This is a genomic window from Tardiphaga sp. 172_B4_N1_3, from assembly GCF_052076035.1.
GTDB classification, from domain to species: domain Bacteria; phylum Pseudomonadota; class Alphaproteobacteria; order Rhizobiales; family Xanthobacteraceae; genus Tardiphaga; species Tardiphaga robiniae.
The window spans coordinates 744,188-763,041 of record NZ_CP197238.1 but is presented as its reverse complement, the minus strand read 5'-3'; the positions used below and the strand labels follow the sequence as shown (position 1 = coordinate 763,041).

Annotated in this window: 16 protein-coding genes; 11 read left to right on the top strand and 5 right to left on the bottom strand. The window is 59.8% G+C overall.

The annotated features are described in order from the left end of the window. Nucleotides 1-217 precede the first annotated feature (217 nt). Nucleotides 218-1,039 carry an ABC transporter ATP-binding protein gene (locus tag AB7783_RS03420; protein WP_093760123.1) on the top strand — a complete coding sequence of 274 codons (822 nt, stop codon included), beginning with the start codon at nt 218-220 and terminating at the stop codon, nt 1,037-1,039. Beyond that, nucleotides 1,036-2,967 (top strand): long-chain fatty acid--CoA ligase, encoded by a 1,932-nt coding sequence (locus AB7783_RS03415; RefSeq protein WP_441276838.1) that lies wholly within the window; start codon nt 1,036-1,038, stop codon nt 2,965-2,967. The genes AB7783_RS03420 and AB7783_RS03415 overlap by 4 nt, the downstream gene beginning before the upstream one ends. Before the next feature lie 110 nt (nt 2,968-3,077). Here AB7783_RS03415 and AB7783_RS03410 read toward each other — a convergent pair whose 3' ends face one another. After that, the gene (locus tag AB7783_RS03410; protein ID WP_441276837.1) at nt 3,078-3,485 is read right to left on the bottom strand and encodes an endonuclease domain-containing protein; all 408 of its coding nucleotides are present in this window, start codon (nt 3,483-3,485) and stop codon (nt 3,078-3,080) included. Between the two features lie 78 nt (nt 3,486-3,563). Between AB7783_RS03410 and AB7783_RS03405 the strand changes: the two genes are divergently transcribed. The 4 genes from AB7783_RS03405 (at nt 3,564) to AB7783_RS03390 (ending at nt 7,926) form a co-directional block, all read left to right on the top strand. Continuing rightward, nucleotides 3,564-4,457, top strand: a complete 894-nt coding sequence (locus tag AB7783_RS03405; RefSeq protein ID WP_089268124.1) for a branched-chain amino acid ABC transporter permease — start codon at nt 3,564-3,566, stop codon at nt 4,455-4,457. 6 nt (nt 4,458-4,463) lie between these two features. Further along, nucleotides 4,464-5,537, top strand: coding sequence for a branched-chain amino acid ABC transporter permease (locus AB7783_RS03400; RefSeq protein WP_439057823.1), 1,074 nt, complete (start codon nt 4,464-4,466; stop codon nt 5,535-5,537). Between the two features lie 55 nt (nt 5,538-5,592). Continuing rightward, complete coding sequence (locus tag AB7783_RS03395) at nt 5,593-6,873, top strand: ABC transporter substrate-binding protein (RefSeq protein WP_309946339.1); 1,281 nt, start codon at nt 5,593-5,595, stop codon at nt 6,871-6,873. A 213-nt stretch (nt 6,874-7,086) separates the two neighbouring features. Next, nucleotides 7,087-7,926 (top strand): ABC transporter ATP-binding protein, encoded by an 840-nt coding sequence (locus AB7783_RS03390; protein WP_441276836.1) that lies wholly within the window; start codon nt 7,087-7,089, stop codon nt 7,924-7,926. On the opposite strand, the gene AB7783_RS03385 is transcribed toward AB7783_RS03390, so the two are convergent. After that, nucleotides 7,923-8,549: a TVP38/TMEM64 family protein gene (locus tag AB7783_RS03385; RefSeq protein WP_441276835.1), complete on the bottom strand. Its 627-nt coding sequence runs from the start codon at nt 8,547-8,549 to the stop codon at nt 7,923-7,925. The two genes, AB7783_RS03390 and AB7783_RS03385, sit on opposite strands and share 4 nt — an antisense overlap. Nucleotides 8,550-8,622: 73 nt before the next feature. Here AB7783_RS03385 and AB7783_RS03380 point away from each other — a divergent pair, with 73 nt between their 5' ends. Together AB7783_RS03380 and AB7783_RS03375 are read left to right on the top strand one after the other, a co-directional pair. Beyond that, nucleotides 8,623-9,852 (top strand): phenylacetate--CoA ligase family protein, encoded by a 1,230-nt coding sequence (locus tag AB7783_RS03380; RefSeq protein ID WP_441276834.1) that lies wholly within the window; start codon nt 8,623-8,625, stop codon nt 9,850-9,852. 91 nt (nt 9,853-9,943) lie between these two features. Then, nucleotides 9,944-10,396 (top strand): GtrA family protein, encoded by a 453-nt coding sequence (locus tag AB7783_RS03375; RefSeq protein WP_089268162.1) that lies wholly within the window; start codon nt 9,944-9,946, stop codon nt 10,394-10,396. A 13-nt stretch (nt 10,397-10,409) separates the two neighbouring features. Here the strand turns inward: AB7783_RS03375 and AB7783_RS03370 are convergent, their stop codons facing one another. Further along, a complete protein-coding gene (locus AB7783_RS03370) occupies nt 10,410-11,570 on the bottom strand; it encodes an AGE family epimerase/isomerase (RefSeq protein ID WP_441276833.1) in 1,161 nt (386 codons plus the stop codon). A 184-nt stretch (nt 11,571-11,754) separates the two neighbouring features. Between AB7783_RS03370 and AB7783_RS03365 the strand changes: the two genes are divergently transcribed. After that, nucleotides 11,755-13,008 carry a methyltransferase domain-containing protein gene (locus AB7783_RS03365; protein ID WP_441276832.1) on the top strand — a complete coding sequence of 418 codons (1,254 nt, stop codon included), beginning with the start codon at nt 11,755-11,757 and terminating at the stop codon, nt 13,006-13,008. A gap of 56 nt (nt 13,009-13,064) precedes the next feature. Here AB7783_RS03365 and AB7783_RS03360 read toward each other — a convergent pair whose 3' ends face one another. Continuing rightward, nucleotides 13,065-14,687, bottom strand: coding sequence for a hypothetical protein (locus AB7783_RS03360; RefSeq protein ID WP_441276831.1), 1,623 nt, complete (start codon nt 14,685-14,687; stop codon nt 13,065-13,067). Between the two features lie 126 nt (nt 14,688-14,813). Then, nucleotides 14,814-15,803 (bottom strand): hypothetical protein, encoded by a 990-nt coding sequence (locus tag AB7783_RS03355; RefSeq protein WP_441276830.1) that lies wholly within the window; start codon nt 15,801-15,803, stop codon nt 14,814-14,816. Nucleotides 15,804-16,061: 258 nt separating this feature from the next. On the opposite strand from AB7783_RS03355, the gene AB7783_RS03350 reads away from it, so the two are divergent. Both AB7783_RS03350 and AB7783_RS03345 read left to right on the top strand, forming a co-directional pair. Continuing rightward, nucleotides 16,062-17,000: an FkbM family methyltransferase gene (locus AB7783_RS03350; protein WP_441276829.1), complete on the top strand. Its 939-nt coding sequence runs from the start codon at nt 16,062-16,064 to the stop codon at nt 16,998-17,000. Between the two features lie 591 nt (nt 17,001-17,591). After that, nucleotides 17,592-18,794, top strand: coding sequence for a class I SAM-dependent methyltransferase (locus tag AB7783_RS03345; RefSeq protein WP_441276828.1), 1,203 nt, complete (start codon nt 17,592-17,594; stop codon nt 18,792-18,794). Nucleotides 18,795-18,854 lie beyond the last annotated feature (60 nt).

The window sequence follows — 18,854 nt, the reverse complement described above, 5'->3', positions numbered from 1 at the left end:
TCACTTCGAATGTTGCAGCGCAAAAGAACGCTCGCGCGACAAATTGGCAGGCAGATTGTCCGCCGCGAGACATTTCAGGATACCGATTTGACGTAGGGAAGACCACCGCGAAAGGTCATTAGTAGAATGGCTTAGCGTGACCGGGCGATATAGGCTCGGGACCATCCGAGGAACGTGGATAAAGAGCGCGACAAGCGCCGTATCTGGGAGGATTTGAGTGGCGGTTGCTCTGGACGTGCGCGGGGTGTCACTGCGCTTTGGTGGCGTTCGCGCGCTCACCGATGTGAGCTTCGCTGTCAATGACGGCGAGCTGTTCTCGATCATCGGGCCGAACGGCGCCGGCAAGACCTCCATCGTCAACTGTATCTCTGGCCGCTATCGCCCCACCGAAGGCCAGCTGTTCTATCACGGCAAGGATATCACCGGCCTCAACCCGAATGCCCGCCCCGGCCTCGGCATCGGCCGCACCTTTCAGAACCTCGCGCTGTTTCATCATATGAGTGTGCTCGACAACATCATGGTCGGGCGCCATCACCTCCTGAAGAACAACTTCCTCACCGGCTCGCTGTACTGGCTGACCGGCGCACGCAAGGAAGAGCTCGAGCATCGCCGCAAGGTTGAGGAGATCATCGACTTCCTCGATCTGCAGAGCGTGCGCAAGGCGACCGCCGGCACCCTTCCCTATGGTCTGCGAAAACGCGTCGAACTCGCCCGCGCGATGGCGCTGGAGCCGAACCTTATCCTCCTCGACGAGCCGATGGCCGGCATGAACTTCGAGGAGAAGGAAGACATGGCGCGTTATATCGTCGATCTCAACGAAGAATACGGGATGACGGTGATGATGATCGAACACGACATGGGCGTCGTGATGGACATCTCCCATCGCGTGATGGTGCTGGATTTCGGCCGCAAGATCGCCGAGGGCGATCCGGCTGCCGTGCTCGCCGATCCGCACGTCAAGCGCGCCTATCTCGGTGAAGAAGACGAAGCCCTCGTCGATCCCGACCATGCGCCTATCGCTGCGGAGAGTGCCGCATGATGGACTATGCCGGACGCGTCAAACAGGCAGATACTTATCCGAAGCTGCTGCGCCTCAACGCCAAAGAACATGGCAGCGAGATCGCGCTGCGCGAAAAGGACTTCGGCCTGTGGCGGGAATTCACCTGGAACGATTACCATGCCCGGGTGAAGGATTTCACGCTCGGCATGGTCGAGCTCGGCATCGCCCGTGGCGACGTCATCGGCATTATCGGCGATAACCGGCCGGACTGGGTCGCTGCCGAGATCGCCGCGCATGCCATCGGTGGCATGAGCCTCGGTCTCTATCGCGACGTGCTCGATGAAGAAGCTGCCTATCTCCTCAACTATGGCGAAGCGAAGATAGTTTTCGCCGAAGATGAAGAACAGGTCGACAAGCTGCTGACCCTCGCCGACCGCGTGCCCGCGCTGAAGCACATCATCTACAGCGACCCGCGCGGCATGCGGAAATATGACGACCCGCGGCTGTTGGAGGCCGACAGGCTCGCCCAGATGGGCCGCGACCGTGCGGCGCGCGAGCCGGGCCTCTACGATCAACTGGTCGATGCGACGCAGGGCGAGGATGTCGCGATCCTCTGCACCACGTCGGGCACCACGTCGAATCCCAAGCTGGCGATGCTCGCGGCGGGCCGCGTGCTCGGCCACTGCGCGGTGTATCTGTCGTTCGACCCCAAGGGACCGGACGACGAATATGTCTCGGTGCTGCCGCTGCCCTGGATCATGGAACAGGTCTATGCGCTCGGCAAAGGTCTCCTGAGCCGGATGAAGGTCAACTTCGTCGAGCAGGCCGACACCATGATGAACGATTTTCGTGAGATCGCGCCGACCTTCGTGCTGTTCGCCCCGCGGGTCTGGGAAGGCATCGCGGCTGACGTGCGCGCACGGGTGATGGATTCGTCGCCGCTGAAGCAGAGCCTGTATGAGCTCGGCATGAAATCCGGGCTATCCGCACTCGCGCAAGGCAAGCGCTCGGCCGTCGCCGATACGTTGTTATTCCGTGCGCTGCGTGATCGCCTCGGCTTCACACGCTTGCGCTCGGCCGCTACCGGCGGCGCCGCGCTGGGCCCGGATACGTTCAAATTCTTCCGCGCCATGGGCGTGCCGCTGCGCACGCTCTATGGCCAGACCGAAACGCTCGGCGCCTTCACGCTGCATCCGTCGGATGCCGTCGATCCCGACACCACCGGCATCGCCATGGGCAGCGGCATCGAAATCGAAGTCCGCGATCCCGATGTGCAGGGCGTTGGCGAGATCGTGGTCAGGCACCCCAACATGTTCCTCGGCTATTACAAATCGCCCGAGGCCTCCGCGGCCGACCTGCGCGATGGCTGGATGCATTCCGGCGATGCCGGCTATTTCAATGATAACAAGCAGCTTGTCGTCATCGACCGCATCAAGGATCTGGCGCAGACCGCGCGCGGCGAGCGCTTCTCCCCGCAATATATCGAGAACAAGCTGAAGTTCTCCCCCTACATCGCCGAGACCGTGGTGCTTGGCGACAACCGCGATGCGCTCGCGGCGATGATCTGCATCCGCTTCTCGATCATCTCGAAATGGGCCGAGAAGAACCGCATCTCGTTCACGACCTATACGGACCTGTCGTCACGCCCCGAGGTCTATGAGATGATCCGCAAGGAAGTCGAGACGGTCAATGCCACGCTGCCGCCAGCTCAGCGGATCGCCAAATTCCTGCTGCTGTACAAGGAGCTCGACGCCGACGACGGCGAATTGACCCGCACGCGAAAAGTCCGCCGCAGCGTCATCAACGAGAAATACGCCGATATCATCGACGGCATCTATGGCGGCGCGCGGGATATCCCCGTCGACACAACGATCCGTTTCCAGGACGGCACGTCGCAGCGCATCCGCACGCAATTGGTTGTGGTGGACATGGCGCGGGATAGCGCGCGCATGGAGGCGGCGGAATGAAGAACCTGAGCTTTACCGATAGCCCCCCTCACCCGGCACGCGCGCTAACGCGCGCCTGCCGACCTCTCCCCGCAAGCGGGGGGAGGTTAAGAAACTGCGGCGTCTCGGTTCTAGCTAACCTCTCCCCGCTTGCGGGGAGAGGTCGGATCGCCCTTGCGATCCGGGTGAGGGGGAGCTTCCGCAAGCGCCGTCGCAATGACTTCGAGAACACCCTCGATATTGTCCAAGACATCATGGTTCCAGAATCTGAGCACCCGGTAATGATGCTCGACCAGCCACTGGTCACGGGCAACATCGCGCACATTGTCAGCGTGTTGCCCACCATCCACCTCAACGATCAGGCGCCGCTCCCGGCAGATCAGATCGACGATGTAGTTGCCGATCGACTCTTGTCGCACAAACTTGTGCCCGTCCAAGGAACGTGCGCGAAGGCGATACCAAAGCGCATTCTCGGCATCGGTCGAATCTCGCCGCAGCCTTCTGGCACGTGTGGTTCTGACCGCATTGGCCTTGCGCATGTGGAAGCTCCCCCTCACCCGGCGCTGCGCGCCGACCTCTCCCCGCAAGCGGGGAGAGGTTAGCACTCCGGCCATCGCATGAACACGCAGTTCCTCCTCCAGCTTCTGGTCAACGGCCTCGTGGTCGGCACGCTCTACGGCGTGGTCGCGATGTCATTCGTGCTGATCTACAAAGCCACCCAGGTCGTAAACTTCGCGCAGGGCGAGTTGCTACTGATCGGCGCCTGGGTGTGCTGGACGCTGCTGACCAAATACCAGGTGCCGTTCTGGCTCGGCATGCCGATGACGCTGGTGTTCATGTTCGCCTTCGGCATCCTCATCCAGGTCGTGATCCTGCGGCCGCTGGTCGGCGAGCCGGTCATCTCGGTGATCATGGTGACGATCGCACTCTCGGCCGTATTCCAGGCCGCGCTGAAATGGATCTATGGCGTCAACCCGCAGCCATTCCCGCGTGTCTTCACCAGCCAGTCGGTGACGATCGGTAGCCTACAGATCCAGACCGTCTATGTGATGAGCCTCGTAGTATCGGTTGCGATGATGATCGGCATGGCGTGGTTCTTCAAGGTGTCGAAATGGGGCCTGGCGATGCGCGCCACCGCGTTCAACCAGCAGGTGGCGCAATCGCTGGGCATCTCCGTCAAGACGGTGTTCGCCATGGCCTGGGCGATCTCGGCGATGGTCTCCGCCGTCGCCGGCGTGGTGGTTGCCGTGGTCAACGGCGTATCATCGGGCCTGTCGATCTACGGCATCAAGGTGTTTCCCGCGGTGATCCTCGGTGGCCTCGACTCCATTGGCGGCGCGGTGGTCGGCGGCATCATCATCGGACTGCTGGAGAACTTCGCGCAATTCATCGACAGCGAATATCTGCACTGGGGCAATCTCTATGAGGTCGCGCCATTCTACGTGCTCATCATCATCCTGATGATCAAGCCTTACGGCCTGTTCGGCACCAAAGACATCGAGCGGGTGTAAAGCATCATGGCAAGCCCCTCCCTCATTCCCGCCGGTGACTTCCGCAGCAGCTATGCGGTCGACACCACCATCTTCCCGACCACCACCAGCCGCAACGCGGCGATCCTCGGCGTGGTGCTGATCTGCTTCGCGCCACAACTGCTCAGCGAATACTGGCTCAGCCAGCTGATCATGATCGGCATCTACGGCATCGCGGCGCTGGGGCTCAACATCCTGGTCGGCTTTACCGGCCAGATTTCCATCGGCCACGCCGCGTTCTTCCTGTTCGGCGCTTTCACCTCGGCCTATATCTCCAACAACTATCCGATCCCGGTGTTTTTCTCGATTCCCATCGCCGGCGTGGTAACGGCCATCGTGGGACTCATTTTCGGCCTGCCGGCGGCGCGGTTGAAGGGGCTGTACCTCGTTATCGCCACGCTGGCCGCGCAATACATTCTGCTCGACTTCTTCTCCCGCGCCGACTGGTTCAGCGGCGGCTCGGTGCCGGCGACGGCCAAAGCGTTCTCGATCTTCGACCATACGCTGCGCGGCGACCGGCAGTATTTCTATGTGGTGCTGGCCTATGTGGTAGCGAGCTATCTGCTGGTTACCAACCTGATGCGCTCGCGCGACGGCCGCGCGCTGGTGGCTGTGCGTGATCACTATCTCTCGGCCGAGATCATGGGCATCAATCTCACCAAATATCGCACGCTGTCCTTCGGCCTCGCGGCGTTCTTCGCCGGCATCGCCGGCGCGCTGTACGCGCATAACCAGCTCGTGGTCTCCAACGAGGGTTTCGGCATCGAGCGCTCGATCCTGTTCCTGGCAATGGTCATCATCGGCGGTACCGGCTCGATCATGGGCACGCTGATGGGCACGGCCTTCGTGGTGCTGGTGCCCGAAGCGATGGAATGGATCAGCATGGAGCTGAAGGGCGGCGTCATCGACAAGGCGCTGGCGCTCAACAACAACCTGACCTTTCTGCGCGAGATCGCCATCGGCCTCATCATCATCGCCTTCCTGGTGTTCGAACCCGACGGGCTCGCGCATCGCTGGCGGCAGATCAAGACCTACTGGAAACTCTACCCGTTCTCGCATTGAGAACGGGACGGACTGGACGAAACGACAAAATATAAAATCCAACGGGAGAATGCTCATGACGATGAAAACATTTCTAACGTCCGCATCCATTGCCCTTCTCATTACGGGCGCCTCCGCCAGTGCGCAGGCGCAGATCGCCGTCGGCCACCTCGCCGATTATTCCGGCGGCACGTCTGACGTCGGCACGCCATATGGCCAGGGGGTTGTCGATACCTATGCCTGGATCAACAAGAATGGCGGCGTCGGCGGCAAGCAGGTCAATCTCGATAGCAATGACTACGGCTATCAGGTGCCGCGCGCCATCGCGCTGTACAAGAAGTGGTCGGGCGCCGACAAGGTTGCGGCGATCATGGGCTGGGGCACCGCGGACACCGAAGCGCTCACCGGCTTCCTCGCGCAGGACAAGATCCCGGATATCTCGGGCTCCTACTCGGCCGCGCTGACCGACCCGACCGGTGCCGGCGGCAAGGCGAAGCCCGCGCCGTATAATTTCTTCTACGGCCCGTCCTATTCGGACGCGCTGCGCGCCGAACTGACCTGGGCAGCGGAGGACTGGAAGTCCAAGGGCAAGTCGGGCAAGCCGAAATATGTCCATATGGGCGCCAACCATCCCTACCCCAACGCCCCGAAGGCCGCGGGTGAAGCGCTCGCCGCCGAACTCGGCTTTGACGTCCTACCGCCATTGGTCTTCGCACTCGCGCCTGGCGATTACAGCGCACAGTGCCTCAGCCTGAAGAGCGCCGGCGCGAACTACGCCTATCTCGGCAACACCGCAGCCTCCAACATCTCGGTGATGAAGGCCTGCAAGGCAGCCGGCGTCGACGTTCAGTTCATGAGCAATGTATGGGGCATGGACGAGAACGCCGCAAAGGCCGCAGGCGATGCTGCTGATGGCGTGATCTTCCCGCTGCGCACGGCGGTGAGCTGGGGCGGCAACGCGCCCGGCATGAAGACGGTGCAGGAGATTTCCAAGATCTCCGATCCGTCTGGCAAGATCTATCGCCCGGTGCACTACATCGCGGCGGTCTGCACCTCGCTCTACATGAAGGAAGCGCTGGACTGGGCCGCGAAGAACGGCGGCGCCACCGGCGAGAACGTCGCCAAGGGCTTCTACCAGAAGAAGGATTGGGTACCGGCCGGCATGGAAGGCGTCTGCAATCCCTCGACCTGGACCGACAAGGATCACCGCCCGACCACCAAGGTCGACCTGTATCGCTCGAAGGTCACCGGCGCGACCGATGGCGATCTCAACGACCTGATGGCCAAGGGCACGATCAAGCTCGAAAAGGTGAAGACCGTAGAACTGCCGCGCAAGCCGGAATGGCATGGGTGGTAGTTCTCCCTTCTCCCCGCCCGGCGAAGCGGAGCTTCGCTAGGCGGGGAGAAGGTGGCGCGGACGTAGTCCGCGTCGGATGAGGGGGAGCCTGAGCAGGCTCGGAGCTAATGGCGAGTCCCCCTCACCCGCCCCGGCTTCGCAGCGCTACGCCGGGTCGACCTCTCCCCGCAGGCGGGGAGAGGTTAGCACCAGCCGATCTCAGGAGCGTCATTGATGCAGACAGCTATCGACACCAGCGCGCAAGTTTCAACAGCGCCCGCCACCGCCCCCCTCCTCGACATCCGCAACATCGAGGTCGTCTATGACGACGTGATCCTTGTGCTGCGCGGCTTAAGCATGGAGGTGCCGAAGGGCGCCATCGTCGCGCTGCTCGGCGCCAATGGTGCCGGCAAGTCGACCACATTGAAGGCGATCTCCGGCCTCCTGAAAACGGAAGATGGCGAAGTCACGCGCGGCGAAATCCTGTTCGACAATGAACGGATCGACGGCATCGATCCCGACAAGATCGTCCGCCGCGGCATCTTCCAGGTGATGGAAGGCCGCCGCATCGTGTCCGACATGACGTCACTGGAAAACCTACGGCTCGGCGCCTTCACGCGCAGGGACAACGAGGTCTCCGCCGATATCGACATGGTCTACGATTACTTCCCGCGGCTGAAGGAAAGAACAGGCTTGGCCGGCTATCTCTCGGGCGGCGAGCAGCAGATGCTGGCGATCGGCCGAGCGCTGATGGCGCGGCCGAAGATGATCCTGATGGACGAACCCTCCATGGGCCTGTCGCCACTGCTTGTGAAAGAGGTGTTCGCGATCATCAAGAAGATCAACCGCGATCTCGGCGTCACCATTCTGCTGGTCGAGCAGAACGCGCGCGCCGCGCTGTCGGTGGCAAGCCACGGCTACATCATGGAACAGGGCAAGGTGGTGCTCGACGGTACAGCCGACGAATTACGCGACAACGAGGACGTGAAGGAGTTTTATCTCGGCGGCGCCGGCGACCAGCGCAAGAGCTTCAAGAATCTGAAGAGCTTCAAGCGCAGGAAGCGATGGCTTTAGCTGCTCACGGTCCCACAGGTCGCGATGCCGGTCTTGCACGCAAGGATCGCGCGAATGCGGCGCGACACCAGCAAGAGGATGACGAACACAATGACCAGGGCCATGGCAATCAGCACACGGTTGAGCGGCATTGGTCCATCATCGAGCAACAACGCCCGTCCGGACGCACCGAGATACACGTAAAGCACGATCTGCGGCAGCGTGAACAGGAAAGTGACCAGGGCGAACGGGAGCAGTCCGATATTTGTCAAACCGAACAGATAATTTTGCACCGAATTGGGCAATGGTCCGCCGAACCGCATCAGTGCGACGATGCGCCAGCCTTCGTCATCGACGGCCTGGGCAATAAGGCGCCAGGCCGCGCGTTTTTCGGTCTGCCGTTCCACCCAACCGCGCAGAACGGAGCGCGCCAGCATAAAGGCCAGAGCGGATGCAGCCGCGGCGACTGGAACAATGACGACGAGAGAGCGCAAGCCGAAAGCAGCACCGGCACCGAACACGATGAATGTTCGCGGGACCGGCAAAAACGAAGAGGCAACCACCAATGCGGCCAACACGACGGCAGCAGGAAAATCAAGCTGGCCGAAGCTGTCGAGCCATTGGACGATACGTTCTGACGACATGATTTCCCACTAGCACGGCGCCACAGGCTACCGGAATAACCGCGACGACGCCAAACCACCAGGACACACCCAGATGCGCCACTTCGACACACTCGAAAATTGCGATCCGTCGCAGCGCCAGGCCAATCTGTTTTCGCGCCTGCCTGATGTGCTACGTCACGCGATGCAGGCGCCCGCTTATGCGGAGCATCTCAACGGCATCGATCCCGCCGCCATCATCAACCGCGCGGCACTGGCGCAACTGCCGGTGCTGCGCAAATCCGACCTGCCGGCCCTGCACAAGGCCAGCCCACCCTTCGGCGGTTTCGTGTCGGGCGCGACCGGCTCATTCGGCCGGTTGTTCACCTCCCCGGGGCCCATTTTCGAGCCGGAGTCGAAACAGGCTGATCCCTGGCGCGGCGCGCGGGCGCTCTATGCCGCCGGTTTCCGCGCGGGCGACGTGGTGCTGAATACTTTCAGCTATCACCTGACCCCCGGCGGCTTCATCTTCGACGGCGCCGCGCGGGCACTCGGCTGCGCTGTGATCCCCGCCGGCCCAGGTAATACCGAGCAACAGCTCGAACTGATCGAAGCCTATCGTCCATCAGCCTATAGCGGCACGCCGGATTTTCTGAAGATCCTGCTCGATGTCGCGAAAGCCGCCAAGCGCGACATTTCCTCGATCAAGCGCGCCATGGTGTCCGGCGCGGCCTTCCCGCCCTCGCTGCAGGCCGAGATCGCATCGCGCGGTGTCGAGGCCTATCAGGCCTTCGCCACAGCTGATCTTGGTTTCATCGCCTATGAGAGCACCGCCCGGGACGGCCTGATCGTCAATGAGGACCTGATCCTGGAAATCGTGACCCCCGGGACCGGCGCGCCCGTGGCCGAGGGCGATGTCGGCGAGATCGTGGTGACGTCGCTGGATCCGCACCACCCGTGGATCCGGCTGGCGCTGGGCGACCTGACGGCCGCCCTGCCCGGCCCCAGCGCCTGCGGCCGGAGCAATATGCGCATCCGGGGCTGGATGGGCCGCGCCGACCAGGCCACCAAGGTCAAGGGCATGTTCGTGCGGCCCGAACAGGTCGCCGAAATCGGCAAGCGGCACCCGGAACTCGGCCGGCTACGGCTAATCGTGTCCAGAGACGGCGAGAATGACGCCATGGTGCTAAAAGCCGAAGCGGCGGCCAAGGACAAGCCCGGCCTGCAGGAGGCCGTCACAGCCACGCTCAGGGCCGTCAGCAAGCTCGGGGGGGCCGTGGAGCTGGTGGCGCCGGCCTCGCTGCCTAATGACGGCAAGATCATCGCCGACGAGCGCGGGAACTGACCGCGCAGGACTGCCGCGGCGCATCATAAAAAGCCGGACTTCCCCGGGCGATCCTGCTATGCAGCCGCCCAGATTGAGGATGCCTGCTGCCGTGAGACTGATTTTACCACAAATTGTCGAGACCTGGCTGTCGCGCCCCACGGTGTCGAAGATCATCAGCTTCGGCGTGATTGGCCTCGGCAACACCCTCATCGATCTCGCTATCTTCACCCTCGCCTATCAGGTGCTGAAGCTGCCGCTGGTGCCCGCCAATGTCATAGCCTGGCTGGTGGCCGTATCGTGTTCCTACGTGATGAACACCATGATCACGTTCCGCGCCGAATCCGGCCGCGTGCTGCGACGGAAGGATTATCTCAGCTTCGTCGCCTCGGGTGTATTAGGCGTGATCGCGACCACCACCACGCTCGTGGTGCTGTCGCACTTCATGCCGGTCTATGCCGCCAAGCTTCTGGCCATTTTGGTCAGCTTCATCGTGAATTTCACGATGTCGCATTTCGTGGTGTTTCGGACCAAGCCGACAGATCCGAACGAAGCCATCCGCTAGATCGCACAGGCGGTCAGGCGCCGAGCACCCGGTCGGCTTCGGCGACCGCGCATAGAATATGATAGAAGGATGACGCCGGGATCGTATCGACCAGCGAGCGTCCCTCGCCGTCGAACTGATCGTACCAGCCGCCTTTGACGGGATGCTGCAGATAATACTGGTCCAGCCGCATCAGCGCCGCCCGTGCCTCGTCGGCCGCGCCCTCAACGCCTGATTCCGCCTGCGCGACCCAGGCCTTGATGATCTCGGTCTGCGGCCAGCAGCGCCGTGTGGCCTTGACGATATTGCCCTGGGCATCGCCTTCGTCCACCAGGCAGCCGGTGGCGTCGCGATAGCGCAGCGCGGATTCGAGCAACGCGGCACGCTGCTTGCCGGTCGGGCAGCCGGTGATGCGTTCGAAGCCCTTGAGCAGCCAGACCCATTCGGCCTGATGGCCGGGCTCGACGCTGACCGGTTCGATCCGCGACCAGTCCTGTTCGAAATATTCGCCGAGCACGCCCTTCTTCGCATCGAACAGGTTCGACGTGAACAGACCGAACAGATCGCCGGCCCGCGCCTGAAATGCCTGATCATGAGTCGCGTCAAAGGCGGCGATGAAGGCCTCCAGCAGATGCATCTGCGGATTCTGCCGACGCGGCATCGAAGCCGGCACGCCTTCGAGGTAACCGCCGTCTGGCGAGCGCAACTGCGTATCGATGAATTGCATCAATTCGTCGATTTCGGCGCGCACCTTTGCATCGCGATCCAGCTGATAGACCGTCGCCAGTGCCAGCAGGACGAAAGCGTGGTCATAGGTGTCACGCAGCGGGTTCAGCACCGAACCATCGGGCGCGAGAATATGCACGAAGCCCGGCTTGCCATCCGGCGACTTCGCTTTCGCGAGCATGTAATCGAGACCCTTGCGCGCAATCTCGGCGCCCTGCGGATACCAGCCGAGCTGCGCAGCCTTGGCGAAACAGTAAATTTGGCGCGCTTGAACGCGGACACGGCGGGGGGCGTCCGCGTCAGCCTTACCAGCAGCATCGAGCTTTTCGATAAAGCCGCCGGCCTGGGAATCCCACCCTTCGGAGGACCACAACGGCAGAGCATAAGTAACTATCTGGGACTTCAACGTTTCAACGATACCGTGTAGGTGAGTATGTGTCTCTCCTGCGGCGCTGCCAACATCAGCCATTTCGATCCTAGGCCTTTCCAGATGAAATCGAATAAACCCGTTCGAAGCGAGCGGGCCATTGACCTCATGCATCTATTTCGTGTCAACGTCGTGGCTTCGCTCAAACTATCAGCCCCGCTCCAGAGATAAAAGACACCTTCAGGAAGCTGCCCCCCTCACTTTGGTCCCGCACGGTAATAACCCTATGAGCTTGATCTTTCGTCTCCAGGCTGTTGCACGCACCATCCGTCTCAAAATATTACGGCTGGCGAAGGCCAAGCTCATCGCGCTCCGTGATCGTATCGATGCTTTTGTGGTCGCAAAAAGCAGCAGCTCGGGAAAACCGCCTGTCGATACCAAACTTCCGGATATCAATCACACGCTGCACGACTCGCGCTCCGCAAGACTTCGGCAGTTGCCGCAGTTCTCAGGAACGATGTTGAGTGCCGGATGTGCCGGGCGATGGTATTTCGACTGGATTGAAGCGCGGACCGGACATCACGGCCGGCATATCGGTATTGAATTCTATAGCCCGAAGCCGGCAGACCTGCCAGCCAATGTCGAGTGGATCGCAAACACCGCCGGCGATATGAACGCAGTGGCGGACGCCACCTGCGACGTTGTGTTTTCCGGAGAGAATCTTGAACATCTATGGCCGCAAGATGTGGTCGGGTTCTTCCTGGAAAGTCATCGCGTTCTGAAACAGGGAGGGCTTTTGATTGTCGACAGTCCCAACCGCCTCATTACAGAGCCGCTCGTGTGGAGTCATCCGGAGCACACCGTCGAAGTGACACCGGCGGAAGCCCGCAGACTCGCAGAACTGTCCGGTTTCGAGGTGATCACGGTTAAGGGCATATGGCTTTGTCGCGATCCCCGAACTGGCCGGATGCTGCCGCTTGATCCGGCAATCGTGGATCCGGATTTCACCTATGCCGAACGTCTGCTGACGGCCGAGAACGATCCCGACAATTCGTTCATCTGGTGGCTTGAGGCACGCAAGGCCTCGGAGCCGCGCCCGGCAGAACTCAGGGCCGAGATGGATCGGATATTCGCCGCTGCATGGCCGGAACGTCAGCGCAGATATCTGTCTCTCGCGGGAGACCGTGTACAAGTCGGCGATCACGAGGCCATCCGCTGCCCCGCCGGCACCAGCGGCGTGATGGTATATGGCCCATATATGCCTTTGGAGAGCGGCGACTATACTGCATCGTTTCATCTCCGGGTGCCTGACCCGACGGACTCCGGCAACGCCGTACGATGCGACATTCTGGGAGACCAGGGACGCGTCATTGTGGCGCAAGACTATTCAAGTCGAGATATTCACGCCGCGGGAGGTCAAGTGAGCCTAGCATTCACTCTGAAGGATCTCGAATTCGGGATCCAGGCCCGATGTATTTCACGCGGAAGAACCGACGTCGAATGCGATTTGCCCATACGCTTCTCACGCATGGCCAACTGAAAGTATACTTGCCCGGATATGGCAGGCTCTGAAGGACGTCGCGGCGTCGCGGGAAACTATCTCGCGTCCCGCCACACCACAGCAAATTCTCCTTCGGTCACCACCCTCTGCGTGCCGAGATATTTAACGCCTGGCAACACAAGTGCCCACTTGATGCCGTCCGGCATGTTTGTGTCATCGACCCGATCATCAGGTGGCGCAAATCGACCCAGGCTAAGTGACTTCAGATAAAACAAAGCCCGGGCGAGTTCATCCGCCTTCGACTCCCGGCCAATCACAACGCCGTCGGATCGGCCGATCAGTTGGTCCAACTGGCTCGTCGGAGGCGCATCGAGGAACGCTGCATCGAACGGCTTCCGGGCCAGAGTCAGGGGCGCAGCAAGGACGAATGCGCAGGTCGTTGCCAATGCGGACAACACGAACACGGCACACGAGATCGCGACAAGCTGCCGTGCACTCGCGCAAAACCAGCCATAGATCGCGACCCCCGCCTGTAGCCCGACGAAGGCAATCGAAACCGACAGCAAATAGCGCCCCCCCCACAATGCGAGATCTGGGAAATCGACCGGGCCGACCTCGTAGAACAGCAGGATCGCCGCGCCACACAGCGGTGACGCGATCAAAAACGCCATTGGCCAAATCTTCGCGGAGATGGGCGCCGCTGGATTGCGATACAGCGAAACCACTCCGATCAGCAAAAACAGCGGGAACGCATACAGATAATAGCGACCGTGGAGGCGCGTAATCCGCTCGGTTGCCGGCGCAATCTGGTAAACGCCCTGCGAAAAATAAACGGTCATGGCGAGCATCGCCAAAAGAAGGCATACGGCGAGCAGGCTGAACTGCCCCATCGCGCCCGACCGATCGCACCACCAGACGACAACGGGCACGATCACCAGCGGTCCCAGCAGCGTCGCGAGCGCCGCGCTATGCCCCGCCATGTTGATCAGCACTGCCAAAACGTCGATGCGCGTTTGCATCGTTCCGGCATAAGACCCACCCGAGAGCGACCAGACGGGATGCCCCGTGAGCAAATAGCCGACGCCGGCATGCACCAGGAGGAACAGGCCAAATTGAGCGACGGCGGCCAAGGCGCCGCGGAGATTCAACTGCCTCAACGCAAGAAACAGCGACAGTGCAACCGCAAACGCAACCGCGTGCGGCTTGACCAGCGCCAGCAGGCCGAGCACCACACCGCCGGCAATCGCGGCGGCAGATTGGGACCAGTCCAGCGCGCGCCAGATCACCCATAGTGCGAACCAGAACCCGAAAAAATACATCGGTTCAGGCATCACATATCGCACGAACGATGCGATCGGCATTGCGACGACGAAGCAGGCGAATAACAGTGCCGCCGTACCCGTCATAAAGCGCTTCGCGATCAGATAAGCTGGCAACGCTGCCGCCGCGATAAAAACAGCGTTCAGCGCCTTGATCCACAGATGAAGATTGTCGCGTGGCAGGAATGAATAGAGCCAGAAATAAAGATAGGCCGGGTACTCCATCACGGCACCCCACTTCTGATAATTTGCCGCCGACGTCCCGAAAATGATGGGCAGGAAATAGCCGGCCTCGTCGCCGAACACGAAGGCGGACGGCGTCGCCCGGGCGCTCAGAAACAGGACACAGCACCATGCGCCGGCGGCCAGGGCCAACAGGGCCGAACTAGTGGTTTTCATCTAAACAACCCAGACAGCGACACGCACGCGCGCAACGGCAGCTGCGAACTCTAAAACATCCCCGTGCCATTTCCAGGACGTTATGAGCCTGAGACAGGGCTGCGAATCCCCCCCCGCCGGAAGCAGCTATCTTGCGAACAGCCGTGACAAGAGGGATTTCGGACCAAGCTCCGTGGGCGCGTGCGGAGCGGCCTGCGGCGATACTGGCTGCGGAGCTAGTCTGAGCGCCTGCTGCGTTTCTGCCAGATCATAAATCGGGTTACGAAAGATTCCGTTAGAGTATCGGTTGAAGCTGAGTTTCGGTGCATTCCAGGCCAGCGGCTCGGCTCCGAAATAGACTGCAATCAACCCATCACCGCTGAAGCTCTCATGGACATCGTGCTCGGCCAATATCTGCCCGCCGAAGTCTTTCAGCATCGCAAGACACTTTTGATGCGTCAGGGGATCGCCGCTGATCTGATACGCATGGGTCGAGAATATCCCGAACTTTATCTTCCGCGCCTTAAATAGTGCCTCGCAGGATGCAACAACGGAAGTCTCAGCGCCTTGCGTATCGCAATGCAGAATATCCAGCATGCCGATATCTCGGCTGGCAAGGATATCGGCAACGGCGAACTCCGGAATCTCTATCATGCCAGATGTCTCTGTCGGAAAAGGCTGCGGCCCGGCAGAGACTGCCCCCACGCTGCCTTGGATAAATTCAATATTGGCGGCATCGTTAAGCGATGCGTTGCGACGCCCTACCGTCAGATGGGACGGATCCGGCTCCAGGACGACGGCACGACGTTCGACAAATCCGCGTAGAAACCAGAGGGAGTAATAGGACCAGAACCCTCCCAACTCGACCATGGTCGCCGTCGGACCCACATGCCGCAGGATCTCGTGAAAAATGACCTCTTCCTGAGGCTCGTGATGCCCTTCGAGCCGTTCGATGATCTCCGACATCCAGCCACCATGGTAGCCGCCCGAAATCACGCGTAGGCCATTATGCATCAACTGATAGCGCGTGCCTGCTTCTTCGAAAATCTTCCCCGCGCCACCAACTTTGGGTATAGACGCGCAATCCGCGCAACTGACCGTGAGTTCTACTCGAAAGCGATTTGGATCTTGATGCATTCGGAATAGTATCGCGCGATAGATGGCTCGGCAACTCGACGAGTTACGTTTTGACCGTCTTCAAGATTTCATGCTAGAAATTCGAAGTTAAAAGATGCGTTGTAAACGACGCGTCGGAGGTTTTGTGCGTCATTTGCGGCTTTGCAGTTTACGCTCTGAAATTCGAGCAAGACGCCTAGCCCGGAAACTCTTAAATACACTCACCAAACATCATCATCCAGCAAAAGTGCTGACCTCCATGGCAGCGTGTTGATCTCGATGGCAATGCTCGATGCAGCAATGGCTTCGACTGATTTCTATCTTGCAATAAGGACTTTACCTTTGGAGCTCGTTTCATACGCTCAATTTCTGGAGGACATCCGCCTTCATCGTGCTCTCAAAGATGTTGAGAATGGCTTCTATATTGACGTCGGCGCGAACCACCCACTCGATCACTCGGTCACCAAGCTTTTCTACGAAAAGGGTTGGAATGGGATCAACATCGAACCAAGCCCGGGCTGGTTTGACGAGTTGCTCAAAGACCGCCCGCGCGATATCAATCTGAAACTTGCCGCGTCGTCCGCTGCGGGCGAAGCTACTTTTCACGATATTGCTGGGACAGGCCTGTCGACGCTTGTGGATAAATTCGCCGAGCGCGGAGCCGCAGCCGGCTATCCCGGTACGACGATCCGTGTTGAAACACGACGGCTTGAAGATATCTGCAATGAGTATGTGCGCGGCGACATTCATTTCCTGAAGATCGATGTCGAAGGCGCTGAGAAATCCGTCATCGACGGCAGCGATTTTGCCAAGTATCGGCCATGGATCGTTCTGATCGAGGCGACCGAGCCAATGACAACGACTGCCAATCATTTCGATTGGGAGCCGACACTCATAGCTAACGGATATCTCTTTGCAGGATACGACCGGGTTAACAGGTATTACGTCTCGCGCGAACACTCCGAGCTTTTGCCCATTCTGCAAATTCCTGCTGACCAATACACTCTAAGAGAAGCTCAGCTGCAGAAAGAGCAACTCATTCAAGAAAACGCGACTCTTATTGAGCAGTGTCAAAACCAGCAAGAAACAAGCGCTGAATTGCAGAAAGAATTGGATACTCTTAGAGGCGAGCTTATTGCGATAACAAACAGCTCATTTTGGAAAGCAACACGCCCGCTGCGCGCTTTTGGTACAATTCTCAAAGGCAAAAGACAGTAACCGGACTAGCCGCACGCGCCACTACGCTTGCCACAGCAACAGCGCGCAACACTTCTCTCGTGAAGATTGGCCGCTGGAGACGATCGCATCTGGAACCCAGCAAGTGCGCCGCCGATATGCTCGGCATACTGATCTCTGAGATCTCAAAGCGGTGACGCTGAGCAATCGGCGGATCGACTTATGCGCCTCGAAAAAGCGAGCCAAGACACGATAAGCCTCAAAGCATTCGTCACGCGTCGAAACGGTCAGTCCAACAAAGAATATTACTCAATAAAAACATAATGATAGGCGTTATTTTCAAAGTACACGCCCGTTTTTCATTGCTGGTCACGGCCTTCCATTATTATCCGGAACTCTAGTACGCTGCGGAAGCACCATAGAATTCGCAAATGACGAGCGGCGCCTTTCGGCCGCGACGTGCCTAAAGTCCCCTTTTCCCAACCACAAACATTGCCTAAAAGCCCCCCCGCGGAGTAGACCTTGGCAACAAGGACACATAAAACTGTCGTAACTTCGGGCTAGATGCCCCCTGTTATCTCGACAAGGAAGCAAATGAATAACGTTGGATATCGCCGAATCGATCGTTGCCGATTGAGTGGCAGCACGAATCTCGTTTCGGTCCTGAATCTCGGATCGCAACAGCTCACCGGCGTCTTCCCGAAGAATCGTGACACCGAGATCACCAACGGCCCACTGGAGCTGCTGTGGTGTCCGGACAGCGGGCTGCTACAGCTGGCCCACTCCTATGACGCCAACGAAATGTATGGCGATAACTACGGCTACCGGTCCGGCCTCAATCAGTCGATGGTTGAGCACCTGACGCGCAAGATTCGCGCGCTGGAACGGCGAGCCGATCTCAAGCCGGGCATGGCTGTCCTCGACATCGGCTCGAACGACAGTACATCGCTACGCGCCTATGAGACCCAGAATTTGACCCGGATCGGCATCGACCCCACCGGAGCGAAGTTCAAGCAGTACTATCCTGACGACGTCACCCTGGTTCCCGATTTCTTCACCGCCGACAATTACCGCAAGTCGACCGACAAGCCGGCTCAGATCGTGACATCGATCGCGATGTTCTACGATCTCGAAGACCCCATCTCGTTCGCGCGGCAGATCGAGGAAGTCCTGGCGCCGGACGGCCTGTGGCACTTCGAGCAAAGCTATATGCCGTCGATGCTGCGGATGTGTTCCTACGACACGATCTGCCATGAGCACATTGAATACTATTCACTCACGGCCGTCGAAACCATCGTCAAGGCCGCGGGAATGAAGGTCGTCGATGTCCAGATGAACGCTGTCAACGGCGGCAGTTTCGCGGTCACTGCTGCGAAGCAGAGCAGCAAGGTAGCAGTAAACCGCGCGGTGATCGACTGGATGCTTCAGCAGGAGGACCGCATGGGCCTCAAGACGCCGAAGCCGTTTCGCGATTTTGAAGAACGCGTCTATCGCCATCGCGAAGACCTCATGCGCCTGCTGGATGGATTGGTCGCAGACGGAAAGAAGATCGTGGGCTATGGCGCCTCGACCAAGGGCAATGTGATCCTGCAGTTCTGCGGGATCACCGAGAAACACCTGATGGCTATCGCCGAGGTCAATCCGGACAAGTATGGCTCGTTCACGCCCGGCACCAAGATTCCGATCGTGTCGGAAGCCGACGCCAAGGCGATGAATCCCGACTACATGCTTGTGCTTCCGTGGCACTTCAAGGAAGGGATTTTACGACGTGAGAAGGAGTATCTCGACAAGGGCGGCAAGCTGATCATCCCGCTGCCCGAGATTGAGATCATCTAGGCCGCCGCTCCTGACGGCCTTCCTCGTTCACAGATACCGCCGGCATTTTCGAATTGAGCA

Excerpts from the sequence above, each read along its gene's own strand:
- AB7783_RS03405 (WP_089268124.1), top strand. The coding sequence starts at position 3,564 with ATGAACACGCAGTTCCTCCTCCAGCTTCTGGTCAACGGCCTCGTGGTC.
- AB7783_RS03415 (WP_441276838.1), top strand. The coding sequence starts at position 1,036 with ATGATGGACTATGCCGGACGCGTCAAACAGGCAGATACTTATCCGAAG.
- AB7783_RS03400 (WP_439057823.1), top strand. The coding sequence starts at position 4,464 with ATGGCAAGCCCCTCCCTCATTCCCGCCGGTGACTTCCGCAGCAGCTAT.
- AB7783_RS03395 (WP_309946339.1), top strand. The coding sequence starts at position 5,593 with ATGACGATGAAAACATTTCTAACGTCCGCATCCATTGCCCTTCTCATT.
- AB7783_RS03360 (WP_441276831.1), bottom strand. The coding sequence starts at position 14,687 with ATGAAAACCACTAGTTCGGCCCTGTTGGCCCTGGCCGCCGGCGCATGG.
- AB7783_RS03385 (WP_441276835.1), bottom strand. The coding sequence starts at position 8,549 with ATGTCGTCAGAACGTATCGTCCAATGGCTCGACAGCTTCGGCCAGCTT.
- AB7783_RS03350 (WP_441276829.1), top strand. The coding sequence starts at position 16,062 with ATGGCAATGCTCGATGCAGCAATGGCTTCGACTGATTTCTATCTTGCA.
- AB7783_RS03410 (WP_441276837.1), bottom strand. The coding sequence starts at position 3,485 with ATGCGCAAGGCCAATGCGGTCAGAACCACACGTGCCAGAAGGCTGCGG.
- AB7783_RS03355 (WP_441276830.1), bottom strand. The coding sequence starts at position 15,803 with ATGCATCAAGATCCAAATCGCTTTCGAGTAGAACTCACGGTCAGTTGC.
- AB7783_RS03370 (WP_441276833.1), bottom strand. The coding sequence starts at position 11,570 with ATGGCTGATGTTGGCAGCGCCGCAGGAGAGACACATACTCACCTACAC.
- AB7783_RS03390 (WP_441276836.1), top strand. The coding sequence starts at position 7,087 with ATGCAGACAGCTATCGACACCAGCGCGCAAGTTTCAACAGCGCCCGCC.
- AB7783_RS03365 (WP_441276832.1), top strand. The coding sequence starts at position 11,755 with ATGAGCTTGATCTTTCGTCTCCAGGCTGTTGCACGCACCATCCGTCTC.
- AB7783_RS03380 (WP_441276834.1), top strand. The coding sequence starts at position 8,623 with ATGCGCCACTTCGACACACTCGAAAATTGCGATCCGTCGCAGCGCCAG.